This window comes from Alkalihalobacillus bogoriensis ATCC BAA-922 (assembly GCF_000621445.1).
In the GTDB taxonomy this organism is placed as follows: domain Bacteria; phylum Bacillota; class Bacilli; order Bacillales; family Bacillaceae_F; genus Bacillus_AO; species Bacillus_AO bogoriense.
The window spans coordinates 1-23,650 of record NZ_KK211279.1 but is presented as its reverse complement, the minus strand read 5'-3'; the positions used below and the strand labels follow the sequence as shown (position 1 = coordinate 23,650).

Here is a 23,650-nt window from a genome sequence, read left to right as displayed (position 1 = left end):
GTAAAGGAGGATATATGATGGACACACAACAAAATGAAACATTTGTAGCAGTGAGAAAAAATAGTGAAGGTGACATAATTGAGCTAAAAACGTCGGAAGGAAGAGTTCTTGATTATAAGCAAGCCCAACAAGAAGTAACAAATGGCGTTATTACGGGGGCGAACGTTTTTAAAGGAAGAGACGGGGAGCCTCATCTTCGTAGTAATGCAGATGGAACCCCAGACAATAATTTAGATAACCTGCCTCAATTTTAAATTAAAGACGGTGTCATTTAGACACCGTCTTTACTTATGGAATAATGTGTACAATGTGTCTTTATTATGAAGTAAATCTTCAAGAGTGTAAGCATCCAATACTTTTAAATAAGCTTCAAGTGCTTCACTTAACACATGTTTTAATTGACAAACAGGACTTATAAAACATGTGTTTGAATCGTAATCAAAACATTCAACGATTTGAAGATCCTCTGTTTGTCGAACGACAAAGCCTATATTGATTTGACGCGGTTGATGGGCTAGACGCATCCCGCCGTTTCGTCCTCTAATTGTTTCTATCATTCCTAATTTACTTAATTCATGGACGATTTTACTAAGGTGATTTTCTGATATATTGTACACTTTCGCAATATGTTTAATGTTGCCTAATTGATCCGACTTTAAGGTTCCTAAATAAAGCAATAATCGGAGAGAGTAGTCGGTAAAGGCTGTAAGTTGCATATGTTCACCTTCTTCATTCTATCTCCTACAATAGTAACACATTTTAGGGAGAAAGAAAGTGTGAAGAAAATATGAAAGATGTATTTGAAATATTGCTTTTACCAATGATTGGTGTTTAAATTAAACATGTATTTAAAATATATCTTTTAGGGGGAGACCTATGACAACACTACGTCCAGAAACGATAAAGGTCATAAAGTCTACGGTGCCAGTATTAGAGCAACACGGAGAAGCGATTACAAAGCATTTCTATGAAACTATGTTTGCAAAACATCCAGAATTACTTAATATTTTTAATCACGCCCATCAAAAACAAGGTCGACAGCCGAAAGCGTTAGCCAATTCAATTTATGCTGCTGCAAAACATATTGAAAATTTAGAAGCAATTTTACCAGTAGTAAAGCAAATTGCCCATAAACATAGAAGTTTAGGAGTAAAACGAGAGCATTATCCTATTGTTGGTGAGAACTTATTAATTGCAATCAAAGATGTATTAGGAGATGCAGCAACAGATGAAATTATAAATGCCTGGGCGGAGGCGTATGATGTCATTGCGAATGTGTTCATTTCTGTTGAAGAAGATATGTATGAGGATGTGGGGCGGAAAACAGGGGGCTGGAAAGAATGGCGTACGTTTGTTATTGATCGGATTGAAAAGGAAAGTAAAGTGATTACATCATTTTATTTAAAGCCAGCAGATGGAAGTGAGATTGTTACCCATCAGCCGGGACAATATATATCGGTAAAATGTAAAATCAATGGAGAACAATATACTCATATACGCCAATACAGTTTATCCAATGAACCGGGAGCACTATACTATCGTATTAGTGTGAAACGAGAAGAAGGAACAGGAACGAAACCAAAAGGCGTTGTATCTTCTTTTTTACATGGAGAAGTTAAAGTAGGGGACAAAGTAGAAGTTTCTGCTCCAGCAGGTGATTTTATTTTTAATGGAGAAAAAGCAAATTCATTTCTTTTCATTAGTGGAGGCGTAGGGTTAACTCCTTTTGTTAGTATGCTTCATGAAGTAAAGAAAAAATACCCGCTAAAGAAAGTCACATATATTCATGCGGCTATCGATGGAGAGCACCATGCATTCGACAATGAAATAAAGTCGCTTCTTACTGAAGATGATCAATATTATGTTGGCTATGAAAAACCGACAAATAAGGATAAAGAACAAAAATTATATGAAAAAGAAGGCTTTATTACGGGGGAATGGCTACAGTCCATCATTCAACAACATAAAGGAGATATTTATTTTTGTGGGCCTATTCCTTTTATGAAAGCTATATATAAAGATTTAGTGGACTGTAATGTGGAGTTAAACCGAATTCACTATGAATTTTTCGGTCCGGCAGCAACGTTATAACACAAAAAGCTTGTGGATGATTCCATAAGCTTTTTTCATAATTTCTTTTCTTTCACATCATCCTAATAGAAGGAGGTGGATGATATGAAAAATCAAAATAAAAATGTAAGTAACAATAAAACGACGCTTACGAATACGCCAAAAGATGAGGAAATAACGATTCGATCTGATGTTAGCTCCAAAGATCCATTTCAAACGACTCCATATTATGCGGGAGATTCTGTCCAAGGGCATAAAGAGCTAGAAGAGGCGAATGAAGGAATTGCAAATGAGGAAATAAAGCAACAAAACGAAAATTTGTAAGAATTAAATAAGGAAGGCGAGCTAAACTGTGTATTTTTGCAATAGGATGCTCGCCTTTGCTTTTTCTTCTTCTGCGAATGTGTACCTAAGCTTAAAGTCAGCTATTCTTGTCTATACTTTGTAAAAGAGATTATGAAGATAAGGATGTTCATCATGTTATTTATTTTTGATATTATGAAGACGGTCGTAAAAGTAAAAAACTTAACGATTATCCTCGTCACAATATTGTTTATTACTAGCAGTTCATTCATTGTTTATTGGATAGAACCAGAAACATTTCAAACTCCTTTTCTTGCTTTTTGGTATGTCATGACAACAATAACGACAACAGGGTATGGTGATTATGTCCCAGAAACCATTTTGGGTAAAATGTATGCTCTTATTCTTTATATATTTGGCATTTTATTATTAGGGATCGTTATTGGAAAAATGGTGGAAGCGGTAAGCTTATATCGGCGTTTAAAGGAGGAAGGTAGGTTGAGTTATAAGGGAACGGGACATTATGTCATTATTGGCTGGACACATAAGTCACAACGAACGATAAATGAACTCTTTCTAGCGAAAGAACATGCTACGATTGTCCTGATTGATACGTTAGAAAAGACGCCACTCGAACGAGATAGAGTGGTGTATATTCAAGGAGATGCAACAGAGCGAGAAATGTTACATAAAGCGAATATTTTGCAGTGTGATGCAGTATTAGTGTTTGCCCCTGATACGATCGATGACCCGGTTTCGATTGATGGTCGCTCACTATTAATTGCATCGACAATCGAACGATTAGCAACAGAGAAAAGTAGAGAGATTTATACGATTGTCGAAATTGTTAGGGAAAAACATACATCTAATTTTAAACATGCGAAAGTGGATGAGTTTGTATTATCTAACGAAGCGTTTTCTGATTTAATGGCGAAGTCAGCTTTACATAAAGGTTCAACAAAAATTTTCATGCAATTATTAAGTAGAGAACATGGAGATAATGTTTGGGAGTTGAAAAAAAGTTCTAAATGGAGTACTTATCGAGATGCGTATACAGATTTGCAAAATCGTGGAGCCAATTTGATTTCAAATCGAAAAGACTTTGGGATTATCCGGCGTTTGGATGAAAAAGTACCCGATGATGCTAAGTTATATGTGATTTGTGATGAAGAAACATATGAAAAAATATGTGCAGAGATTTAAATCTCTGCACACAGACTGTAATATCTTTGGGATTTAAGAATGTAATTGAACAACCATTTTCTCCATATCAAATCGTACAATAGGGATTTGATTTTTTACTCGGTTATACAAATCGTCAAGTAACTTTTGTTGTTTTTCATTTAAAGCAGTCACATCCCATTTCTTGTGAAGGACGCCTAATAACTCTAAGTCGCGTAAATGAAAAAAGAGTGGTAGTAAACGAAGGTCCTCTGCTAAGAAAGAATGTTCTTCTCGATATCCAGAAATAAAAGCGGGGATAAATTGATGAATCAAGTTTGTATTTTCCTCGTCCGTGTTATCGTTGAACCAACATGTATAATAAATCGCAATGGCAATATCACTTAATAAATAATGATAGCCACAATCATCGAAATCGAACAAATACATAGTTTCCCCGTCATAAAAGAAATTTCCTAAATGAAGGTCAGTATGGATTAATCCATACGTTACTTCTGTTTTTGGAATGTTATTCAGTTGCGCGATTACGTCTTTTGCTTTTTCTTGAATCACGTGATCAGACGGAAGGTACGGCGCAAATTCAGTATCGAATTCAACTATAAGCTCATGTCTTTTTTGAATATGGTCTGGCACCTTATAATGTTCAGTTAAGCTATGGAGACGCCCAATCGATTTTCCCCATTGGTGAAATAGTTTTTCATTAAACTGCTCATCGGTTACTTTAACAGCAGCACCTTTTGCTTTTTCAAATAAACAGGAGAAAAAAGAACTACCATCTGTTGCTTGAATTTCTTCAACGAAAAAGCGAGAGGATGAGCGTAATGGTCCACAAACAGGTGCATTCTTTTCCTTCAAAAAATTAACCCAATCTAACTCAGACTCAATTTGTGCTTTTGAGCGATGGCTACTATGCGTAAACCGCAATATGTATGAGTTGTCGTCTTTTACACATTCATACACATAGTTCTCAAATGAACCTAGTTTTTTTAATGAGTCTTTCTTTAGCTGAAAGCGATCAACTGCTTCATTTATGATTTTTTCTGTAAATAAAATCTCAATTTCTTTTTCCATAATTATCCCTCATTTCTTTGTAAAGTATATTTCTTCGCAATTATGAAAAAACCTTCAAACTCTTTAATGATTAGTAGTGAAAGAGGAAAATATCATGTACAATGATAGAAAGAGGAATAGAAGAACAAGGGGATAATGGCATGAATCAAAATATGTTTACATCTTTACAAGATGTGGTCGATTACATTAACGACTACTTAAAATGTCCTGTTACAATTGAAGATGGCGGACATCGACTGTTAGCTTACAGCAAACATGATATCAAAACAGACCCCGCAAGAATTGAGACGATTGTAACGCGCCAAGTTCCACAAAAAGTCATTCATCGCCTTTGGGAAAATGGAATCATTCAGCAATTAAACGAAAGTCATGAGCCGATTCGAATTGATTCAATTGATGACGTTGGATTAGGAAACCGAATTGCCATTTCGATTAGACACCAGCAAGAAGTGCTAGGATATATTTGGATTATCGAATTTGAGAATGAGATCCCTCCAGAAGGGTTTGCGTTTATTAGTGAAGTAAGAGAAGCGGTCAAAACATTTCTCTTACAAATACGTGAAAAACAAAAAGAAAAAGTAGAAGGACTACAACAGTTTTTTCACCAATTATTAACTGAGCGTCTTCCAACAGATAAAGAAGTGGAATCTGTTTCTACGATGTTAAATCGAAAATTTCCGACGAAGTGGAATGTTGTTGTGTTTCAGTTTCAAGAGGTAATAGGAAAGCAAATTGAAAAACAATTAATCTATTATTTTCAATCGACACATTCAGTAAATGTCGTTTTTTCTTTTTCACGTCAAGAAGAGCTGATTGTCTTTTTAAATGGCGAAAAATGTGATGATACTACTATCACTGCATTTATTGAAGAAACGATTGCTACCATTTCACAACGGTTTTCAATAAAAGTAGAAGCGGGGGTTGGGCAAACATATCATCGCATTGAACACGTATCAAAAAGTTATGTTGAAGCGGTAGAAGTGATTCGGTTAAAAACAATATTTCAAACGGAATTACAAGAGTGTTATCGTTATCAATCGTTAGGAATATACAAATATTTAGATGTTATTATCGAAAAGAAAAAACACGAAAATTCACCGCCTATGCCACTTGTGCAATTGCTAGAATATGATCAGAAAAACCAAACGGAATTGATTCCTTCACTAGAAGCTTTTTTAACGAAAGACTGTAACGTAAATGAAGCTGCCAAGCTACTTCATATCCATCCAAACACGTTAACATACCGAATAAAGCGGATTGTTGAAATTACAAAAATAGATTTAAGAAACCCGAATGAAAAATTATCCTTATATCTAGAATTAAAGCTTCTTCATTATAGTGGTTGATTTGTTGTTTTCAACAAATACAGCCACTTATTTTTTTGGTTTTACACAAAGTCGATTATTGTTTCAGATCGTATACTAATAATAACAGAAGACTTTTTTCGCATAGTTTGTTGGATGATGTGTCAACGGTGCTGTAAAGCAACAATCTTATGAATGAGTCTAGAAAAAGAAAAATAGTAGGAGGGGTTTTTACATGATTATTGGTGTACCGAAGGAAATAAAAAACAATGAAAACCGTGTTGCAATTACACCTGCAGGAGTGCTCACATTAAAAAAAGCAGGGCACGACGTGTTAGTTGAAAAGGATGCAGGTGTTGGAAGTGGATTTTTTAACGAAGCTTATGTGGAAGCAGGAGCAACGATTATTGAAGATGCAAAAACAACGTGGAATAGGGCCGAAATGGTGATGAAAGTGAAAGAACCTCTTCCTTCTGAATATGGGTTCTTTCGAAAAGGTTTAATATTATTTACGTATTTACATTTAGCGGCTGAGCCATCATTAGCAAAAGCATTAGTTGACCACGAAGTAACGGCAATTGCTTATGAAACGGTTGAGCATAATCGTACATTACCGTTATTAACGCCAATGAGTGAAGTGGCTGGACGTATGGCAGCTCAAATCGGAGCACAATTTTTAGAAAAACCAAAAGGTGGAAAAGGCATTTTACTTGCGGGAGTCCCAGGGGTAAAACGAGGAAAAGTAACGATTATCGGTGGTGGAGTTGTTGGTACAAATGCAGCAAAATTAGCGATTGGTTTAGGCGCGAATGTAACCATTATTGATGTGAATCCAGATCGTCTCCGTCAGTTAGATGATATTTTCGGTAAGCAAGTGACGACTTTAATGTCAAATCCATTAAATATTGCTGAAGCGGTTGCTGAAAGTGATTTAGTCATCGGTGCGGTATTAATTCCTGGAGCTAAAGCACCTCAACTAGTAACAGAAGATATGATTAAAACAATGACGGAAGGCTCTGTTGTTGTCGATGTTGCTATTGACCAAGGTGGCAGTATTGAAACAATTGACCGCATAACAACTCATGACGAACCGACATATGTAAAACACGGTGTTGTTCATTATGCTGTTGCAAATATGCCAGGAGCAGTTCCACGAACATCTACGATTGCTTTAACAAACGTAACGGTTCCATATGCATTGCAAATTGCAAATAAAGGTGTTGTTTCAGCAGTATTAGAAAATGAAGGGTTGAAAAAAGGTGTTAATGTTTGTGCAGGCAAAGTAACCTATGCCGCTGTCGCAAGAGATTTAGGCTATGAGTTTGTTCAAACAGAAGAAGCAGTTCAAACATTAACTGTCCAATCATAAGTATAGAAAGAAGGCTGTCCGTAAAAAGACAGCCTCTTTTGTATGTATAGTAGAATAAGTAGTAGTGCAATGGAACAGACTTATTCTAATAACCCTATTGTATTGTCCTTTACAAATCTATTACATATATTTACGGTAAGTTTATTAATTCTTTACATTCGTTTGGTAAAGTATAATTACCAAAGTTCCCACCTTCTAACACTACATCGAGAATTACTTGTAGAAAAATGAAAAGGGTAGTCGCCCGTTTATGTACTACATTTGGGAAACATTGTTTGGTACTGGAGGGGAAAAGATGAAAGACTACAAATCATTTTTCTTTTTTTTAGAAGGAACATTACTAAAAGATGATCAATTGTTGCCAAATGTAATAGAACTCATTGGAATGCTTCGTAAAAAAAACAAACAAATCTTTTATATTACGCATCATCCTTATCGCTCAAAAGAACTGTTACAATTACATCTGAAACAAATAGGATTAGAGGTGTCTTTGCATCAATTGATTACACCTGTTCAGGCGATTCAAGAATATTTGTTAGAAACAACAGAAAAAATTAGTGTATATATCGCAGGGTCTCAAACGCTAGCTGAAGAGATTGGTAAAATAAACGTCCAACGATTAACCTCTGCTACGGAAAGAACATATGGACAAGTGTATGTTGTATTATGCTTATCAAAACATATAGAAGAACAACAGCTTCAAGATTCTTTTCAATTATTACAAAGAGGAGCGAAACTCATTTTAATTAATCCAGAGTTTATGAGTGATGTGTTTTATCAAAATATTTTTGACACCGGTGCCATCGGTCGAGTGTTAACACACGAAAATACAGCAACAAAAAAAGAGGTAGACCATATCGGAAAACCATCTGTATGGTTACAACAAGTATTAATTAACATTATAAAAAAGCAACATGGTGGTGCGGTTTTATTAGGACATTCAGTGAAAGGACTAATCTCCGTTGGGCAAGCCATCGGTATCGATACGGTGTTAATAAGTAGAAATACATCTTATATAGACGAAATTCAAGTGTTGAGACAATCTCCAACATGGATAGTTGAAACACTTCAAGATTTATATGAAATGTATCAAAAAATTGAACTGGTATAACTTTTTGACAATCAGTCAATATTCTTTTACGATAAGAGACAGTGAAAGAAACTGTATATTCAGGAGGGACGAATTTGACCACAATTTTTGCTCATAGAGGATATTCTAGTGTCTATCCAGAAAATACAATGGCAGCATTTAAAGCAGCTGAAGCGACAGGTGTAGAAGGGATAGAACTCGATGTACAAATAACAAAAGATGGAGTGCCCGTTATTATTCATGATATTACACTAGAACGAACGACAACGGGAAAAGGAATGGTAAGGGAACATACATATGAGGAATTACAAACATTAAGTGCTGGACTATGGTTTGATCCATCATTTGAGGCAGAACGAATCCCTTCACTATCCGAATTTATTGAGTGGTTTCAACAAACTGATTTAATTGTAAACATTGAATTAAAAGGACCTGCATTTGAAAGGGAGCAGTTACTAGAGGCTGTAATGTCTCAAGTTGTGGCAGCAGGGATTTTATCAAGGGTCATTTTATCTTCGTTTGACCATCATATCGTTCTAAAAGCGAAACAAAAATATCCTGAGTTACAAACCGCTATTTTAGTTGTTTCTGGATTGGTAAATCCTGTGCAATATATAAGGTCAATCGGCGTCGACATGGATTTTCACTATTTCTATGCGTTAATGTTGCCAAAAGAAATTGGTGAATTAGTTGCAAGTGGAATTAAGGTAAGACCTTATACCGTAAATGATGAGCAATTTATTGCTTTATCGTTACAAATAGGCTGTGACAGCATTATTACAGATGATCCAGTGTTAGCATTTCAAATTCGTCAATCTTTTGAAAAAGGACCGAACTGATAAAAGAATAACAAACACTTTGGATTTAAGAAATTAATCAACTACAATAAGCAAAAATGCCTTTGAGATAATTCTCAAAGGCATTTCGTTTTCCTTATAACTTTTTACGTTAGGAAATGACAGGTGGTTTTTTAGAAATAAAGAGTGTAAAGCTACCTGAAGAAATGGTCACCTTTACGATACTTGCATCTTGAAATGATTGAATTTTTCCGTTTGCTACTACCTGTTGAGGTTCCATGTCTAATTCAATCCCTTTGTTTGATAAGTTGACCGTAACTAATCCATTGTGTAAATTTAAAAATTCACTTACAGAAGCTTCAGCTAATTCATCAATTGAAGAAAGAGCTTCTTGAGAGTATTTACTTGCGATATCAAGAAAAACCGTTTCTTCTGCGATAATCGCCGTAAACAGTTCGATATCCCCGTGAATTTTTTGATATACAATACGATCTCCTGAAAGTTCATTCACTGTAAGAAGCGTTTCCATATGTAATTGCTCATCTACAAATCGAATGATATTTTTGGCAAATAAAGTAATATAGTCTAAAAGAAGTGGCTTATCTGATGAAGCCTCTAAATGTAACATTTGATTAAGTAGTAGTTCAACATCACCTTTTGTGATCGCTTGAAACTGTTCGTCAGATAAACTATGATCCCGCTTATATGACGATAACGTCTCAGATAATTGTTCTAGTGTTAAAATATTTTCGTCTACTAACACTTGTCCTAAAACAAGGTGACTTTCTTTTTGTGCCGCTAATAGCTGTGATAATTGAGGCTCTGTTAAATATCCCAATTGTAGGGCGATTTCCCCAAAACGCTTGTCCATTTGCATCTGCTTTTGATGAGTTTCTTCGACTTGTGTAGCTGACATGAACCCTTCATTAATTGCCAATACACCAAGCTTTAGATGTGTCGACTTTTGTAGCTCTAATGCCTTCTGCAATTGTTCGGCTGTTACGATATTTTTATTTAATAAATAATGGCCAAAATATTGACTAAACATGAGACTCCTCGCTTTCGGACAATACCTTTTGTAATACGTTGTTAATTGCCTCATTATTTAGTGGTTTTTGTATAAAATCATATGCTCCTAATTGAATCGCTTTTTTTAAATGAGTTTGGGTTCCAGCTGATGACGCCATAACTACTTTCGTACCTGGTGAAAGTTCTTTAATTTCTGTTAATGCAGTAATTCCGTCTTTTTCAGGCATTACGATATCTAAAAATACAAGGTCTGGAGCATGTTCCTTACAACGATGGACAGCGACTTGTCCATCTTCAGCTTCTAAAATCGTTTCACACCCTAAGGTTGTTAACGCTTCTTTCAACTTCTTTCGAATCAATACAGAATCATCACAAATTAATACTTTTAAGTCCTTTAATTCCAAGAGTATACCCTCCTTAGCAACATAGACTGGTTGAAAAATGACCTAAAAGAATGAATTTTAGGTCATCTTACACTTTATTCTACCATTAGATGTTAGTTTTTGGTATAAAATTATGACTTAATTTGTGGAAAAGTAATAATTATTTAATTTTTATAGGTCTAATACCCCATATTCTAGTGGCGTATTCAGAAATCGTTCGGTCACTCGAAAACTTACCAGAGTGTGCGATATTTGTAATACTTTTTTTCAACCATTCAGGTTGGTTACGATAACATTGTTCCACCATTTGTTGTGTTTCGACATAGCTATCAAAATCTTTTAACACGAAAAATTCATCATTATTCGATAAAATCGAGTAATAAATATCTTTAAATTCAATGTCATCTTTAAAGAAGAAACCATCATGTAATTGGTTTAAAATGAGTTGGATTCTTACGTCATTTTGATAGATGTCATGTGCAGAATAATCACCATTTAGATAGTGAGATAATACTTCGTCAGCAGTTAATCCAAAAATGAAAATATTGTCTAGTCCAACCATATCTTTAATTTCAATATTGGCACCATCAAGTGTGCCGAGTGTCAGAGCGCCATTCATCATGAGTTTCATATTTCCTGTTCCTGAAGCTTCTTTACTTGCAGTAGAAATTTGTTCACTAATATCTGAGGCAGGAATTATTTTTTCAGCAAGAGTGACACTGTAATTTTCTAAAAATACAATCTTTATTTTTCCAGCTATGACCGGATCGTTGTTAATGATATTAGCTGTTGTAACAATGAGTTTAATCACTTGCTTGGCGAAATGGTAACTTGGAGCTGCTTTTGCACCAAAGATAAATGTTCTTGGAACAATATCCATTGTCGGATTTTCACGTAATGAATGATACAGATGGATAATGTGAAAAATGTTTAAAAGCTGACGCTTATAGCCATGGAGTCGTTTGATTTGAACATCGAAAATGGAATGTTCATCAACAGTAATGTCTGTATGTTCTTTTATAAATGAAGCGAGCCTCATTTTGTTTTGAATCTTTACCTTTGCTATTTTCTCTTGAAATGTAGAATCTGATGCATACTTTAATAAACTAATTAATTCTTTTGGTTGTGTTATCCAGCGTTTTCCTATTGCGTCGGTAATTAATGCAGCAAGGGAAGGGTTTGCATTACATAGCCACCGGCGGTGAGTAATTCCGTTTGTTTTATTATTAAACTTTGCTGGAAAAACAGAATAAAAATGTGACATCTCTTTTTTCTTTAAAATATCTGTATGAATTTTAGCGACACCATTTACACTATAACTTCCTACAATGGCCAAATGAGCCATACGTACTTGGTCATGCGCAATAACTGCCAAATCAGAGATTAGGTCTCGTTTGTCAGGAAAGTCAAACCAAAGCGATTGACAGAATCGTTCATTAATTTCATTAATAATCATAAATATACGTGGAAGCAATTGCTGGATCATCGTTACCGGCCATTTCTCTAATGCTTCACTTAATGTTGTATGGTTCGTATAAGCGACTGTATTTGTTGTTATTGTCCAAGCTTCCTCCCAACCGAGTCCTTCTTCGTCCATTAAAATCCGCATAAGTTCTGGGATAACTAAAGAAGGATGTGTATCGTTAATTTGAATAGAGATTTTTTCAGGCAGTCGTGAAAGTGGACTCTCATATTTATCCTTATACATCGATAAAATGCTTTGAACTCCTGCTGACACTAAAAAGTATTGTTGTTTGATTCTTAGAAGTTTGCCTTCCCAATGAGAATCATCAGGATATAGAAACTCTGAAATCGATTCGACAGCGCGTTTATATTCTAAATAGTGATGATAATCGTGTGAGGAAGATGGACGTAAATGCTCATCACTTGGAATCGCTTCTGCACTCCATAACCGGAGTGTATTCACTGTTTTATTTTGATATCCTACAATGGGCACGTCATAAGGCACAGCTAGAACGGTTTCATAATCTTTATGATGAAACAGAAGGGAAGAAGCGGTTTCTTCGACTTCTACTGTTCCGCCAAACCGGACTTCAATGGTTTTATCTGAACGTCGAGTTTCCCACACATAATCTTCTTTTAACCAATAGTCTGGTAGTTCGACTTGATTACTATCAATAATCTTTTGCTCAAATAATCCGTATTTATAACGAATCCCGTATCCATGACCAGCATACTGTAGAGAGGCGAGTGAATCTAGAAAACAAGCGGCTAATCGTCCTAATCCACCATTTCCTAAGCCGGCATCGTGCTCTTGTTCAAACACTTCGGTCGGGTCAAGTTCTAATTCTTCTAATCCTTCTTTTACAATGTGGAGAGCCCCCATGTTTAGCAAATTACTTTCTACTAAACGCCCTAATAAAAACTCCATCGAAAAATAATATACTTGTTTTTCTCTGTTCTTAATGTAGGTTTCATTCGTAGAAATCCAATTTTTATTCATTTGCTCTTTTAATAAGTCCCCTAAAGATTGGAATACTTCGGTTGGTGTAGCTGCTTCAAATGCTCTTCCTAGTTTCATTTCAACTTTTTCAATTAATGCTTGTTTAAATGCTTTTTTGCTTTTGAAAACGCTCATGTCGAACTCCACTCCTTTTTATTTGACGGTTCGAGAAAGAATGCCCCAGAGCCTCGTTTTTTCCGAGCCATTTATTAAGAGAAAAACAATGTACTATAGGATACTTTGATATAACATTTGATAGCGTTTTGCAGATTCATCCCAACTAAAGTTAGTGTCATAAATATTAGAAAGAAGTTGTTGCCATTGTTCTTTATCATGATAGAGTGAAACGGCGTGTTGAATTGTATATAACATATCGTGGGCGTTATAGTTTCTAAATGTAAAGCCATAACCAGTCCGAGTGTTCGTGTCAAAATGGATAACGGTGTCAACTAACCCTCCTGTTTCTCGTACAATTGGAACAGTTTCATACCGAAGAGCAAGGAGTTGACCGATTCCACATGGTTCAAAACGAGACGGCATTAGAAAGAAATCTGACCCAGCATAAATTTGTCTTGCGAAAGTTTCATTAAACGTTAGGTGAACCGAAACTTTGTCATTGTAACGGGATTGAGCTTCAAGAAAGAACTGTTCAAATTCTGTATCCCCGGTTCCTAAAACAATAAATTGGATGTCCAATGACATCATCTCGGCAAACACATGTTGAATAAGAGGAAGCCCTTTTTGTTCGACTAGTCGAGTAACAACCGATATAACAGGAATATCTTTACGGACTGCCAAACCGACTTGTTCTTGCAAAACTGCTTTGTTTTTTTCTTTTCCTTGTTGGGAATGCAAATAGTGATAGTGGATGTGGCGGTCTGTTTCTGGATTGTATTCATCTGTATCAATCCCGTTTACAATGCCAACTAAGGAAGTATTACGTTCAGTTAGAAGTTGATGTAAGCCTTCTCCGTAATATTCTGTTTGAATTTCTGCTGCGTACGTTTCACTAACTGTTGTAACAAGATGTGCGTGGACAATCGCTCCTTTCATAAAGTTAATCGCATGATTAAATTCCAAGCTATAGTAATGTTCAGGTGGAAAATGGAGAATATCTTGAAAAATAGTAGGTGAGAATATGCCTTGGTATTTTAAATTATGGATCGTAAATACTGTTTTTGTATGTTTATAAACTGGATGCTCTTGATAGGTCGTCCTTACATAAGCGGGAATAAGAGCTGTTTGCCAGTCATGACAATGAAGAATATGTGGTTTGATACCAAGTAAAGGAAGAGCTTCTAATACTGCATGGCAAAAAAAGGTGAACCGTTCTGCATCGTCGTCGTAGCCGTATAAAAATTCGCGTTTAAAGTAATATTCATTATCGATAAAATAATAAGTAATCCCTTCTTTGGTCAGCGTTTCAATGCCACAATATTGCTTGCGCCAACTAACATGGACTGTGAATGACGTCAAGTGATGCATCTTTTGTTTAAAGGCATTGTCGATTACGCTGTATTTTGGTAATATGACATGAATGTTGGCCCCTTGTCTTCTTAAAGCAGATGGAAGGGAGCCAATAACATCGGCTAACCCTCCTGTTTTACAAAAAGGGGAACATTCAGAAGCAACAAATACAATATTCATAGTTTCACAGCTCCTTATTTCCAAAAAAGATTAAATCACTTTTCGTTTCGCGACAACGTAAGGTTGTTTAGGGGCCCCGATTAACGTGCGTTCAGGCAATAAATGAACGTCTTTATCAATAATAACTCGGTCTAACCTTACGTTTTCTTCAATTTCACAACGTTGCATAATGATAGAGTTTTTGATGCTAGCCCCTTTTTTTATGTGAACACCGCGAAATAATACACAATTTTCCACTTCGCCTTCAATGATACAACCATTGGCTACAAGTGAATTTTTTACTTTTGACCCCGTTAAATATTTTGCTGGTGGCTCATCTTTTACTTTTGTGAAAACAAGTTGGTCTTGGAAAAATAAACTTTGATACACGTCTGGATTTAGCAAAGACATCGAGTGTTTATAATAGCTTTCAATTGAATTAATGACAGCAAGATGACCATGATATGGATTTCCATATACTATGAGAGAAGACAAGTGTTGAATAATTCCATCTTCAAAGAAATTACTCATTCCTCGAGCAATACAATGGTCCACAAGTTCGAGGAGGAGGCTTTTCTTGAGGATAAACATTCCTAAAAAGACATTATGGTTATAATGATCTTTTGTAATTTCCATAACTCTTCCTAATGGGTTCATGTGAAGTTTAAAGCAATGCTGATGTTCGTCTTCAAGTATATCAATTGATTTATAAAGGACAGTGATATCTGCCCCAGATGAAAGATGAGCGTCTAATGCTTCGTTATAATTGATGTTACAAATATGTTGACTTCCAGAAATTAATACATATTGAGAGGAAGAGCGAGAAAAGAAATCTCGATTGTTATGAAAATGTTGAAAATCACCTTTCGATATATCGGTTGGATCGTTCCAATCAGGGGGAAGGATAAACAAGCCCCCATGTTTTCTATCAAGGTCCCAAGATGAGCCTGTTCCGAGATGGTCCATTAAAGAACGATATTTCTTTCTAGTAAAGACAGCGACATCTCGGATATTTGCATTTGTCATATTCGAAAGAACAAAATCAATTAATCGATATCTTCCACCAAAAGGAGTAGCCGCACCACAACGAAAATAAGTTAGCTCATTTAAAAAGTCATGCTCAGAATCTAAATTAATAACACCTAGCATTGTTTCCATTTCGTGTTCCTCCTTTTTGTTATTAGTTAGCAATTGCATAATCTGCAATAATGGAATCTTTGTCTAACACAATAATGTCATTAGGGTCGGTTGGTTTAATGCAGACATTGTTAGGAATGACAGTTCCTTCATTAATGATGGCTCTTTCAATAACAACATTTTTTCCGATGGATACATTTGACATAATAACCGAATGTTTTATTGTTGTTTGTTCTTTTATTTCAACACCATAAAAAAGAATGGAATTTGCTACAGTACCGTGGATAATGCAGCCTTCATTGATTAACGAACAACTTACTTTTGCAGTAGGTGAGATGAACTGTGGTGGCTGATTTGGATTAACAGAAAAGATTCTCCAATGAACATCATTTAATTGCAAGGAAGGAGAGTCTTTTAACAAGTCCATATTTGCTTCCCAATAACTACGGACAGTTCCAACGTCTTTCCAATATCCATTAAACGGAAAGGCAACCAGATTACGTTTGTCATTGAGCATAGCAGGAATAATATCTTTACCAAAGTCATGGCTAGAATTAATATTTTTTGCATCTTCAAGTAAGTACGATTTAAGAATGCTCCAATTAAAAATGTAAATTCCCATCGAAGCCATATTATTTTTCGGGTTTTCAGGTTTTTCCTCAAACTCTGTAATTCGATGATGTTGTCCGGTGTTCATAATGCCAAAACGACTCGCTTCTTCCCAAGGTACTTGGATAACAGAAATGGTAGCCTCAGCATTATGTTTCGTATGAAAATCAATCATGGCAGAATAATTCATTTTATAAATGTGGTCACCAGAAATGACAAGCACAAAGTCAGGATTATATTGTTCGATAAAACTTATATTTTGGTAAATTGCATCAGCAGTTCCTTGATACCAAGACGCTCCTTTTTTTGCCATGAATGGAGGCAAAATAGAGACTCCGCCATCTCGACGGTCTAAATCCCACGGTGAACCAATCCCAAGGTGGGCATTTAATGCTAACGGTTCATATTGGGTTAATACCCCAACCGTATCAATTCCTGAGTTTGTGCAATTGCTTAGGGTGAAATCAATAATTCGGTATTTTCCTCCAAAGGGAACAGCCGGTTTAGCAATTTTTTTCGTGAGTAATCCAAGGCGTTTTCCTTCTCCACCAGCAAGTAGCATTCCTACACATTTTTTTTTCATGTTTTTATCTCCCCTCATTTTAGTTATTTATGTCTAAAGCTTTTAACTTAAACACAACGGTTGATAAAGGTGGAACTTTAATCGTTATTCGGTATGGCTGGTTGTGCCATGCGGTAGGTTCACTGTGTAAATCTGTATGATGTAATTGGTTGGAACCACCAAACTTTTCGTCATCACTATTAAAGACTTCGCTATACGTTCCTTCGACTGGGACGCCTATGTGGTAGTCATAACGAACAATTGGAGTGAAATTACAAACAAAGAGCAAAAAGTCGTTTTGGTCGTTTGCCTTTCGTATAAAAGCAATAATGCTTTGTTCATGATTGTGAGGATCAACCCATTCAAAACCATTAGGATTATGATCAAGCTCCCAAAGAGAAGGTTCTGCTAGATAAAAGTGATGTAATGCTTTTGTATAACAATGCATTTGTTTATGAGAAGGGTAGTCAAGCAGTTGCCAATCCAATTCAGTCATGTCTTTCCACTCGTCAAATTGGCCGAATTCGCCCCCCATAAAAATTAGTTTTTTTCCAGGGTGTGCAATGAGATAAGAAAAAAATAAACGAAGGTTAGCAAACTTTTGCCAATAATCACCGGGCATTTTATTTAGTAACGATTTTTTCCCATGAACAACTTCATCATGAGATAAAGGCAAGATGAAATTTTCTGAAAAGGTGTAAAAAAAGGAGAACGTGATTAAGTGATGATTCCATTTGCGATAAATTGGGTCTAACTCCATGTAACGAAGCATGTCGTTCATCCAACCCATATTCCATTTATAATTAAATCCAAGACCACCAACATAAGTAGGAGAGGTAACTAGTGGCCATGCTGTTGCTTCTTCTGCCATCATAAAGGTTGAGGGAAATGAGGCAAAAATGGTTTTATTCAATTTCTTAATAAACTCTATGGCTTCTAAATTTTCTTCGCCTCCATATTCGTTAACAACTTTTTCTTTTGAGGAATGACCGTAATTTAAGTAAAGCATACTAGAAACAGCATCTACCCGAAGCCCATCAATATGATATTTCTCAAGCCAAAATAGAGCATTTGAAATAAGAAAACTAACAACTTCTGGCTTCCCAAAGTCAAAGGTTAAGGTTCCCCATTCATGTTTTTCAGCTTTTCTTGGATCATCATATTCGTATAATGGTTGGCCATCAAACATTCTAAGCCCATGGTCGTCTTTACAAAAATGACTTGGGACCCAATCGAGAAAAACACCGATATTGTGCTGATGGCATGTATCGATAAAAAACATGAAGTCTTCTGGGGTACCAAAACGACTTGTGACAGAAAAATATCCTGTTGCTTGATAACCCCAAGAACGATCATAAGGATGTTCAGTAATTGGTAACAATTCAATGTGAGTGTATCCCATTTCTACGACGTAGGGGACAAGCTGTTGTGCAAGTTCGCGATAGCTTAAAAATGTTTCGTGGGCATGAATTTTCCATGAACCTAGATGCACTTCATAAATAAGAACTGGCTTTTGGAAATGCTGCTGCTTTTGTTTTTGCTTTTGCCAGCAGTCATCATGCCAAACATAGCTGTTAATATCGTATACTTTTGAAGCTGTGTTTGGTCTAAGTTCTGAATAAAAAGCAAAAGGGTCAGACTTTAGAAGGATAGAGCCAGACACGGTATGAATTTCATATTTATACAAGCTTCCATGCGGTAAATCGGGAATAAAGCAAGCCCATACCCCAGACTCATTTATCATATGCATTGGATAACGCTTACCATTCCAATTATTAAAATCTCCGACAACAAATATTTTTTTGGCATGCGGAGCCCAAATAGAAAAGCGTACTCCTTGTTTCCCATCTAGAGAAAAAGGGTGTGAGCCTAGCATATTGTAGCTTTCAAACAAGTTTCCTTGGTGGAATAAAAACAAATCAAATTCACTAATGAGTGTTGTGGATAATATTATCATCACTCCCTTTCAGAAATATAGTTCTTTAATTTTTAGTTTCTACATCAGCAAATAATCACCTTCATCTTTACAAAATCTATAAAAAATTTACTGTTACAAAACCTTACAAACCTTGATGAACAATCTTCAATTATGGATATGGGTCTTTATGTGAAAAATTCCATATTTATAAACAAAAGAAGAACATTGTCGAAATTTGAAAAAAGGTATATACTAAAGACCTAGATAAAAAGTGAATAAGGAAAACGCAACTGGAACTAGTCATTATAGGTTAAGATTTCTAATTCAAAGTTTTATATCAACAGATAATACAAGTATTACCTAGTTCTTTAGTTGTTGTTTTTTCGTAAAAAAACATAAAAAATAAAGAATTTGTGGTAGTATAGAATTAGATCGTTAAAAGAGATGTAATATTTAGAAAAAACAAAATACTTACAGAGGTGATTTTTCTATGAATGCAAACCATATAAATGCCATATGTAGAGCAACAAAAACAATTTTGCAATCACATTTTGGTGTTGAAGTACAACAACAAAAACCGACAGTGAACATTGGGTCTGTATCATCAAATCAAGTTTCAGTATTATTAGGAGTAAAGGGGCAATTAAGTGGACAAATTATTTGTTCATTTTCAAAAGATACAGCTCAAAAATTAGTCGGAATTATGATGGGTGGCATGGAAATTACAACTTTAGATGAAATGGGTTGGAGTGCTGTTCAAGAATTTGGAAATTGGGTGGCCGGTACAACCGCGACTGAATTATCTAAAGAAGAATGTATCATTGATGTTACTCCTCCTATTGTTAATGATGGAGAATCACAATTTCGTTCAAAACAAACCTTTATTTCGATTCCTCATCAAAGTCCAATTGGGGATATTGAAATTCATATTTCTGTTGTGGAATCCGTAGTTGCTTAAAAAAAAACCTATTAGAAAAAAGAGTTCGTTCTCCTCTTCATTTCTAATAGGTTTTTTTATTTCAGATGAGGGAATAAAAAGATAAGAGTATATCGTTTTGCGTGTCCTAAAAAACAAGTATGATGATAGGGAGAGATAAAAAAGATAGGAGAGAAAAAGGTACGATGACAAATAAAATAGACGTTTCTAAATTTGAAAAGAAAATAGAGATACGAAATATTTTACCGACAGACTTCCAGGCGATTATTGACCTGCAAAAAATATGTTTTCCAAATATGGAACCATGGAAAGTGGAGCATTTAGAAAGTCATTTATCGATGTTTCCAGAAGGACAGCTTTGTGTTGAATATGATGGAAAGATTATCGGTTCTTGTTCTAGTCTTATTGTTAACTTTGATGAATATGATGACCAGCACACATACGATGACATTACAGATGATGGTTATATCACGAATCATGACCCTGAGGGCTTTAATTTATACGGGATAGAAGTTATGGTGCATCCGGACTATCGAAGAATGAAGATTGGTCGACGTTTATATGAAGCAAGAAAAGATTTAGCGAGAAGATTAAATTTGAAAAGTATCATAATCGGTGGACGCATACCGAATTATTATAAATATGCAACAGAATATACTCCAAGGGAATATGTGGAACAAGTGAGCATTCATAATATATACGACCCGGTCCTAACTTTTCAAATTCTGAATGGATTTACATTAAAGCGAATTAACAAAAATTATTTAGAAGATGACCAAGCTTCGATGAAATATGCGACATTAATGGAATGGAACAATATTGATTACCAAGCGACCTCTCGCCGTCAATTCAAAACTTCTTTTCCGGTTCGAATTACTTCGATTCAATATATGATGAAAAAAATCAATTCATTTGAAGATTTTGCCGTTCAATGTGAATATTACACAGATGTCGCTGCGAGTTATGGTTCAGATTTTGCGGTATTTCCTGAAATTTTCACAACACAATTACTTTCGTTTTTACCGGAAAAAAGTCCGAGTCGGGCTATTCGCCGCTTAACGGAATTTACAGAACAATATATTCAAGTGTTTACGGACTTAGCCGTTAAGTACAATATTAATATTATTGGTGGATCACATTTTGTTGAGGAAAATAATAAGATTTACAACATTGCCTACCTATTTCGTCGAGATGGAACAATTGAAAAACAGTATAAACTTCATATTACACCAAATGAACGGAAATATTGGGGGATTAGCCAAGGTGATGAAGTGAAAGTGTTTGATACGGATTGTGGCAAGATTTCCATTCAAATATGTTATGATGTGGAGTTTCCTGAGTTAGCAAGGATTGCAACGGAAAAGGGAGCCAATATTATTTTTACGCCGTTCTGTACAGATGAAAGACAAGGCTATTTACGTGTTAGGTACTGTGCACAAGCACGTGCCATTGAAAACCAAGTGTATACGGTGATTTCGGGAACTGTTGGAAACTTGCCAGATGTTGAAAATATGGATATTCAATATGCCCAGTCTGGGATTTTTACACCGTCTGACTTTTCTTTCCCACGGGATGGCATTGCAGGAGAATGTAACCCGAATATTGATACGGTTGTTGTGGCAGACGTTGACCTTGAAATATTGCGTCGCCACCGGAAATCAGGAACTGTCAATCAATTACGTGACCGAAGAAATGATATTTATCGAATTCAGTATGAATTAGATAAATAAAATACATGGTGTTAGCTGTCGAGATATACTCGACAGCTTTTTTAGTTGTTTATGGTAAGTAAGCGGCCAAGAAAACCGTTATCTGTGAACATGGCTAGCGTTTTGGAACGTTGGTGGACACAGGAGCAGTTAATCATAATATATCGCTAGGAATAGCGTTGTTTTTGCGTGAATAAGCGCTCCTGTGGCCGCTAAAAAACGGAAACCTTTATCATGTACACAAATAACGGCTGCTCTGACCGCAAAAATGAGATATGGGATGTTTAAGCATAGCAATGAAATCTTCGGAAACGCTCCCGTTTTTTTATTTTTGACAAGTTGGGCAATAAAAGCATTTTTTCGAGGATAATTCTGTGCGAACAATAGGTATGGAGCAACGGCGACACGGTTCACCTTCGCGGTCATACACAGTAGCTTGTTTTACAAACGAGCCTGTTAATGTATCGTTTTCATAAAGCGGGTGATCCATATATCCACCAGATTGAACCGCTTTTTGCAAAACGGTTTTAATACTTTGAAATAATGTGAGCTTTTCGGACTTCGTTAACGTGTTGACAGTTCTAGATGGGAGAAGCTTAGCATCAAATAATATTTCATCGGAATAAAAGTTTCCAATGCCAGATAAAAATTGTTGATTCACGAGTAGCGTTTTCGCAATACTCCGTTTTTTTTCGAGTTGTGATTCAAAGTCTGCTTGAGTAAAAGCAGGATGCAACGGTTCAGGCCCTAGCTTACTTATAATCTCTTCACATTCCCTTATCGTTATAAGATGCAAATATCCTAAGCGCAATCCAATAAAATATAACGAAGTTGAATTCTCAAATGTAAGAATGATTTGCTTTGTTCGATTCGGACTTTCACCGTTTTGACTAACGAACATCCAACCTCCAAGCATGAGGTGTAATAACATAACATGTCCAGATTGGAGGTGGAACAATAAATATTTAGCTCTACGCTCAATCGATGTGACAGAGTTCCCCAATACGATTTGCTGAAATTGTGTAGGCGGGACATTCACTGACTTTTCACGATTAATCTCGATTTTTGTGATTGGCGATGATGTGATAAAACGAGTAAGTAATTTTTTGTATGTTTCCATTTCAGGTAATTCAGGCATGGTTTCCCTCCTCTTAGAATAGTTTGCGTCAAAATATGGATGTGTATGTTTATGGATTGATATCTATGGCAAGGATGGTGAGGAGGAAAGGGAGGAGAAAGATGTGAATGTAGAAAAAATAATTTTTAAACATCCAAAAACATCGTTTTTCTTAGCCATTGCTTTCATTCTAGTAACGACATGGGTAAGCTATACATTAATCATGAAAGAAACATTACAAACAAATTGGAAGATGACAGTCGTAGAACAAGCGCGATATCAGACGGGAGAAGCGACGTCGATTCAAATCTTTCTTCATGATCAATGGGACGAGGCGCTTACAAATGCAAAAGTGTCTCTAACTTTTGATATGCCTGAGATGGTTCACCATTTAACAAAACCAATGCACCATGTTGAAGATGGGTTATACGAGGCAGAAGTTATTTTTTCGATGCCAGGAACTTGGATAGGGCAAGTCGAAGTATCTGATAATAGCAATCGGTATGTGAATCAATTTCTTGTAAAGGTAGAGGGTGACGTGATGCCTGAAAGTCGCCGTGACCCGAAAGATGAATTTGACTTTAGTCAGCCGATTCCAAATTGGCTCCTACAAGAAGTGAATCAGTAACAATAAGAAATCTAGAGGCTGGGACATAACTAGCCAGAAATAATTGAAAAAGGTTCCGAACATCCAAAGATGATGTTCGGAACCTTTTTAGTTGGAGCGTTAGATGGATTATTATCATATTAGCCGCTCCTGGCAATGTACTTTCTCAAGTTCACCGCCAGGAAGGCAAACCCTAATTCATTTTTCACCTTCTCTTTGCCTCTCACTGACAGACGAGTGAAATGCAAATTAGCCTTCAAAAATCCGAAAACTGGTTCCACATCGGTTTTACGCCTACCGTAGATTTCACCCGTTTTCTCTTCTGAAAGCTGTTGTCTTACGTATTCTTTTTGTTGTTCCCATTTT

22 protein-coding genes are annotated in these 23,650 nt (G+C 35.8%); 11 read left to right on the top strand and 11 right to left on the bottom strand.

What is annotated here, in order from left to right:
- Positions 1-17: 17 nt before the first annotated feature.
- Entirely contained in the window at positions 18-254 is a 237-nt protein-coding gene (locus T323_RS0121230; RefSeq protein WP_026675074.1) for a DUF3892 domain-containing protein, read from the top strand.
- 30 nt (positions 255-284) lie between these two features.
- On the opposite strand, the gene T323_RS0121225 is transcribed toward T323_RS0121230, so the two are convergent.
- Positions 285-716: an Rrf2 family transcriptional regulator gene (locus T323_RS0121225; RefSeq protein ID WP_026675073.1), complete on the bottom strand. Its 432-nt coding sequence runs from the start codon at positions 714-716 to the stop codon at positions 285-287.
- Between the two features lie 160 nt (positions 717-876).
- Between T323_RS0121225 and hmpA the strand changes: the two genes are divergently transcribed.
- From hmpA to T323_RS0121210, 3 genes are all read left to right on the top strand, one after another.
- A complete protein-coding gene (gene hmpA, locus T323_RS0121220) occupies positions 877-2,091 on the top strand; it encodes an NO-inducible flavohemoprotein (RefSeq protein ID WP_026675072.1) in 1,215 nt (404 codons plus the stop codon).
- 84 nt (positions 2,092-2,175) lie between these two features.
- Positions 2,176-2,394 (top strand): hypothetical protein, encoded by a 219-nt coding sequence (locus T323_RS27345; RefSeq protein ID WP_035179576.1) that lies wholly within the window; start codon positions 2,176-2,178, stop codon positions 2,392-2,394.
- 153 nt (positions 2,395-2,547) lie between these two features.
- The gene (locus T323_RS0121210) at positions 2,548-3,576 is read left to right on the top strand and encodes a potassium channel family protein (protein ID WP_026675071.1); all 1,029 of its coding nucleotides are present in this window, start codon (positions 2,548-2,550) and stop codon (positions 3,574-3,576) included.
- Between the two features lie 33 nt (positions 3,577-3,609).
- On the opposite strand, the gene T323_RS27340 is transcribed toward T323_RS0121210, so the two are convergent.
- A complete protein-coding gene (locus T323_RS27340) occupies positions 3,610-4,626 on the bottom strand; it encodes a phosphotransferase enzyme family protein (RefSeq protein ID WP_051556658.1) in 1,017 nt (338 codons plus the stop codon).
- Positions 4,627-4,766: 140 nt separating this feature from the next.
- On the opposite strand from T323_RS27340, the gene T323_RS0121200 reads away from it, so the two are divergent.
- The 4 genes from T323_RS0121200 (at position 4,767) to T323_RS0121185 (ending at position 9,228) form a co-directional block, all read left to right on the top strand.
- Positions 4,767-5,972 (top strand): PucR family transcriptional regulator, encoded by a 1,206-nt coding sequence (locus T323_RS0121200; RefSeq protein ID WP_026675070.1) that lies wholly within the window; start codon positions 4,767-4,769, stop codon positions 5,970-5,972.
- 193 nt (positions 5,973-6,165) lie between these two features.
- Positions 6,166-7,299 carry an alanine dehydrogenase gene (ald, locus tag T323_RS0121195; RefSeq protein WP_026675069.1) on the top strand — a complete coding sequence of 378 codons (1,134 nt, stop codon included), beginning with the start codon at positions 6,166-6,168 and terminating at the stop codon, positions 7,297-7,299.
- 295 nt (positions 7,300-7,594) lie between these two features.
- A complete protein-coding gene (locus T323_RS0121190; RefSeq protein WP_026675068.1) occupies positions 7,595-8,410 on the top strand; it encodes a hypothetical protein in 816 nt (271 codons plus the stop codon).
- A gap of 74 nt (positions 8,411-8,484) precedes the next feature.
- Positions 8,485-9,228, top strand: coding sequence for a glycerophosphodiester phosphodiesterase (locus T323_RS0121185; RefSeq protein ID WP_026675067.1), 744 nt, complete (start codon positions 8,485-8,487; stop codon positions 9,226-9,228).
- A 109-nt stretch (positions 9,229-9,337) separates the two neighbouring features.
- On the opposite strand, the gene T323_RS0121180 is transcribed toward T323_RS0121185, so the two are convergent.
- The 7 genes from T323_RS0121180 to glgB all read right to left on the bottom strand — a co-directional run bounded on the left by T323_RS0121180 (position 9,338) and on the right by glgB (position 18,953).
- The gene (locus tag T323_RS0121180) at positions 9,338-10,234 is read right to left on the bottom strand and encodes a cyclic di-GMP-binding domain-containing protein, MshE-related (protein ID WP_026675066.1); all 897 of its coding nucleotides are present in this window, start codon (positions 10,232-10,234) and stop codon (positions 9,338-9,340) included.
- On the bottom strand, positions 10,227-10,619 hold the full coding sequence (locus tag T323_RS0121175) for a response regulator (protein ID WP_026675065.1): 393 nt from the start codon (positions 10,617-10,619) through the stop codon (positions 10,227-10,229). Before T323_RS0121175 ends, T323_RS0121180 begins: the two co-directional genes overlap by 8 nt.
- Before the next feature lie 139 nt (positions 10,620-10,758).
- Positions 10,759-13,197, bottom strand: coding sequence for a glycogen/starch/alpha-glucan phosphorylase (locus T323_RS0121170; RefSeq protein WP_026675064.1), 2,439 nt, complete (start codon positions 13,195-13,197; stop codon positions 10,759-10,761).
- Positions 13,198-13,290: 93 nt separating this feature from the next.
- On the bottom strand, positions 13,291-14,709 hold the full coding sequence (glgA, locus tag T323_RS0121165; protein WP_026675063.1) for a glycogen synthase GlgA: 1,419 nt from the start codon (positions 14,707-14,709) through the stop codon (positions 13,291-13,293).
- A 30-nt stretch (positions 14,710-14,739) separates the two neighbouring features.
- Positions 14,740-15,846 carry a glucose-1-phosphate adenylyltransferase subunit GlgD gene (gene glgD / locus T323_RS0121160; RefSeq protein ID WP_026675062.1) on the bottom strand — a complete coding sequence of 369 codons (1,107 nt, stop codon included), beginning with the start codon at positions 15,844-15,846 and terminating at the stop codon, positions 14,740-14,742.
- 22 nt (positions 15,847-15,868) lie between these two features.
- Positions 15,869-17,017: a glucose-1-phosphate adenylyltransferase gene (locus T323_RS0121155; RefSeq protein ID WP_026675061.1), complete on the bottom strand. Its 1,149-nt coding sequence runs from the start codon at positions 17,015-17,017 to the stop codon at positions 15,869-15,871.
- A gap of 19 nt (positions 17,018-17,036) precedes the next feature.
- The gene (gene glgB / locus T323_RS0121150; protein WP_035179571.1) at positions 17,037-18,953 is read right to left on the bottom strand and encodes a 1,4-alpha-glucan branching protein GlgB; all 1,917 of its coding nucleotides are present in this window, start codon (positions 18,951-18,953) and stop codon (positions 17,037-17,039) included.
- A 451-nt stretch (positions 18,954-19,404) separates the two neighbouring features.
- Here glgB and T323_RS0121145 point away from each other — a divergent pair, with 451 nt between their 5' ends.
- Together T323_RS0121145 and T323_RS0121140 are read left to right on the top strand one after the other, a co-directional pair.
- A complete protein-coding gene (locus tag T323_RS0121145) occupies positions 19,405-19,872 on the top strand; it encodes a chemotaxis protein CheX (protein WP_026675059.1) in 468 nt (155 codons plus the stop codon).
- Between the two features lie 164 nt (positions 19,873-20,036).
- Positions 20,037-21,581, top strand: a complete 1,545-nt coding sequence (locus T323_RS0121140; protein WP_026675058.1) for a bifunctional GNAT family N-acetyltransferase/carbon-nitrogen hydrolase family protein — start codon at positions 20,037-20,039, stop codon at positions 21,579-21,581.
- 304 nt (positions 21,582-21,885) lie between these two features.
- Here T323_RS0121140 and mutM read toward each other — a convergent pair whose 3' ends face one another.
- The gene (gene mutM, locus T323_RS0121135) at positions 21,886-22,698 is read right to left on the bottom strand and encodes a DNA-formamidopyrimidine glycosylase (RefSeq protein WP_026675057.1); all 813 of its coding nucleotides are present in this window, start codon (positions 22,696-22,698) and stop codon (positions 21,886-21,888) included.
- A 103-nt stretch (positions 22,699-22,801) separates the two neighbouring features.
- Between mutM and T323_RS27330 the strand changes: the two genes are divergently transcribed.
- A complete protein-coding gene (locus T323_RS27330; RefSeq protein WP_051556656.1) occupies positions 22,802-23,305 on the top strand; it encodes a FixH family protein in 504 nt (167 codons plus the stop codon).
- A gap of 119 nt (positions 23,306-23,424) precedes the next feature.
- Here the strand turns inward: T323_RS27330 and T323_RS27325 are convergent.
- On the bottom strand, positions 23,425-23,650 hold a 226-nt coding region (locus T323_RS27325; RefSeq protein ID WP_156942506.1), incomplete at its 5' end, for a transposase.